General features: G+C 64.7%; 2 protein-coding genes and 1 pseudogene. 1 reads left to right on the forward strand and 2 read right to left on the reverse strand.

The window, feature by feature from the left end:
* Nucleotides 1-200: pseudogene (locus DBR22_RS11865) on the forward strand (ACP synthase); the annotation flags it as partial.
* A gap of 27 nt (nucleotides 201-227) precedes the next feature.
* Here the strand turns inward: DBR22_RS11865 and DBR22_RS11870 are convergent.
* Together DBR22_RS11870 and DBR22_RS11875 are read right to left on the reverse strand one after the other, a co-directional pair.
* The gene (locus DBR22_RS11870) at nucleotides 228-1,784 is read right to left on the reverse strand and encodes a GH1 family beta-glucosidase (protein WP_108599183.1); all 1,557 of its coding nucleotides are present in this window, start codon (nucleotides 1,782-1,784) and stop codon (nucleotides 228-230) included.
* A gap of 60 nt (nucleotides 1,785-1,844) precedes the next feature.
* A partial coding sequence (locus DBR22_RS11875; protein WP_146187484.1) for a methyltransferase family protein occupies nucleotides 1,845-2,231 on the reverse strand: 387 nt, incomplete at its 5' end.

Below are 2,231 nucleotides of genomic sequence, written 5' to 3' on the forward strand. Positions count from 1 at the left end.
AGCAGATCTACAACGGTTTTGCCCAGGATCATGCGGACAAAGTGGCCGCCATTGCCATCCGGCAGCTCTCCGTCAGCGAGTCCGTGTTCGCCGGCGGCCACTCCGAGGACGGCGACCACACCACGTCCATGGTTCCGTGGATCTATTCGACCGACGGCGCCGGCATGGCCAAGCAGCTCAAGGTCCTGGACCTCCTCTAGGAGTTCCTCCCAGCCGCTACCGCAAAGCTATGCGGTGGCGCCCAAGGCGGTCACGTCGCCGTCGGGCAGGTCCCTGTCCTCCTGGTCTCCCGCATCCGGCACGATGGCCTGCGCGACGGCGGTATTCGCCGCTGCCGCAAGGTTCCGTTCCTCGATGAGTTCCTGGTACCAGAAGAAGGATGCCTTCGGCGTCCGCTCGAGGGTCTCGAAATCCACGTGGAGCAGGCCGAACGGTTGCTTGTAGCCCGCGGACCACTCAAAGTTGTCCATCAGCGACCATACGTAGTAGCCCTGAAGCTCAATGGACTCCGCCTCACCGCCGGGGGCGGTGGCCGCCAAGGCCGCCTCGATGTGGTCCGAAAGGTACTTCAGGCGCCGCTCGTCAGGGATGAAGGTGGTGTTGGTGGACTTGTCGCGCACGATGATGTCCTCGAAGCTTGCCCCGCCCTCCGTGATGATCACCGGAGGCAGGTTCGGATACCGCTCCGCCATTTCCTTCAGGGCGACGCGCATGTAGTCAGGCTTCACGGGCCAGCCATAGGAGGTGATGTCCGCTTCGGGCCAGGTCTCCACATGGAACGGTGTTCCGCCATTGCCGACGGCGGAGAGGTCGCTTCCCATGGCCTCGGCCATGCTTGCCGGCACTGCACCCTCGCCCGGCCCCACGGCAACTTTGGTGGGCATGTAATAGTTCAGGCCGTAGAAATCCAGCGGCTGCGAAATGATCTCCATGTCCTCGTCCGGGTGGTCGAAGGAGCTGAAGAACTTCGCGGCGCGGATGAGGTCCGGGTACTTACCCGTCAGCACGGGGTCCGCATAGAGCCGGTTCTGGGCCAGATCCATCAGGCCGGCGCTGATCCGGTCCAGGGGGTTGATTGAGTTGGGGACCATGGGCGAGTAGACGTTGGTCATGCCGATACCGCCGGGAACCCCGGCAGCCCGCAGCGCCTGCACTGCGAGGCCGTGGCCCATCAACTGGTGGTGGACAGTGGGCAGGGCGTTGATCAGGAGCGCCTCACCCGGGGAATGCAGTCCCAGGGTGTAGCCGTTGGTGGTCACGGTGGCAGGTTCGTTGATGGTGCACCACCGGGCCACCCTGTCCCCGTAGGCTTCTGCGGCGATGGCGGCAAACTCGCCCAGCCTGTAGGCGGTATCCCGGTTCATCCAGCCGCCGATGTCATCCAGCGCCTGGGGTGTATCCCAGTGATAGAGCGTGACCATGGGCGAGATCCCGTTGGCGAGCAGCTCGTCGAGAAGGCGGTCGTAGAAGTCCAGGCCCGCCTTGTTCACGGCTCCGCTGCCGGTAGGCTGGATCCGTGGCCAGGAAAGGGAAAACCGGTAAGAGTCCACGCCCAGCTGTTTCAGCAGGGCAACGTCACCGGGCATCCGGTGGTAATGGTCGCAGGCGATCGCCGGGCTGTGATCGTCGACGATTGCGCCGGGTTTGGAAGCGAACACATCCCACCCGGCCGGGCCGCGGCCGTCCTCGTCCAGCGCGCCCTCGATCTGGAAGGCCGCCGTGGCGACGCCCAGGGTGAAATCGGCGGGGATCCGGGCAGCCAGGTCCTTGGCGGTAATGTGCATGAAATCAACCCTTAACGACGGAGGAAACGTTTCCCGCAGGGTCCGTAAACCACGCGTTTGTCAGGTCAATATCCTCCCATAATTCCATCCGGATCGGCCCCGGAACGGCACGTGGGACCTGGCCTGCCGGGGCGGACCGCCGGGGAAGCCGAGATAGCGCGGAACCCGGCCTGCATAGGCTGGATAGGACTCCGGAAAGAGCCGTGCCAGCAGCGCCTCTTCGCGGAGGACCTCCGGGTGTCCGGCCAGCGATAGAACAGGCAGCGTCACCAGGGTCCAGGCTGAACCGGCCAGGAGTCCGGTGCCCAGGCGAATGAACCACCACCCCACGTACATGGGATGCCTGGTCAGACCATACGGACCGGTGGTGACCAGTTCTTCCGGCCGTTCCAGCGCAAAGCGGCCCACGGTCCGGCGCCGCCGTTCCTGCAGCGCCCGGAGATTAAG

The sequence above is a fragment of the Arthrobacter sp. HMWF013 genome (genome assembly GCF_003061105.1).
GTDB lineage: Bacteria > Actinomycetota > Actinomycetes > Actinomycetales > Micrococcaceae > Arthrobacter.

Bases quoted from the DNA above. Each gene is read 5' to 3' on its own strand.
- DBR22_RS11870 (WP_108599183.1), bottom strand. From the start codon at position 1,784: ATGCACATTACCGCCAAGGACCTGGCTGCCCGGATCCCCGCCGATTTC.